The sequence below is a fragment of the Enterobacter sp. ENT03 genome (genome assembly GCF_019218745.1).
Lineage (GTDB): Bacteria > Pseudomonadota > Gammaproteobacteria > Enterobacterales > Enterobacteriaceae > Enterobacter_D.
On sequence record NZ_JAHUXA010000054.1, the window covers coordinates 1 to 304 of the forward strand.

Sequence of the window (304 nt, forward strand, 5' to 3'; positions counted from 1 at the left end):
GCTGAATACGGGGAATATCACGATGAAGGGCTGTATTGCCAAGAGCACGGTCAACACGTTTAATTTTATTTTTGACGTGCGCCCTGCCCGGAAGGGCGCGGCCAAGGCTGGTCAGGGTGAGGCTGGCGCCGTGTGTCAGAGCGACAGCCATGGAAACAAGGACATTAACGCGGAAGTTGTGAATGTCCGGTAAAGACGTGGAGAAAAATTTCTGGCAGACTGTTTGTAAAGGCACGATGAGGTCTCTTCTGTATTGTTAGCGCAACCAGTAGATCACACTTCATCGTGCTTTTCATTTTTCTGG

General features: G+C 50.0%; 1 protein-coding gene. It reads left to right on the top strand.

Annotated features, from left to right (window positions below):
• The coding region (locus KW828_RS22210) for a hypothetical protein (protein WP_218338304.1) at positions 1–193 on the top strand (193 nt) is incomplete at its 5' end.
• Positions 194–304 lie beyond the last annotated feature (111 nt).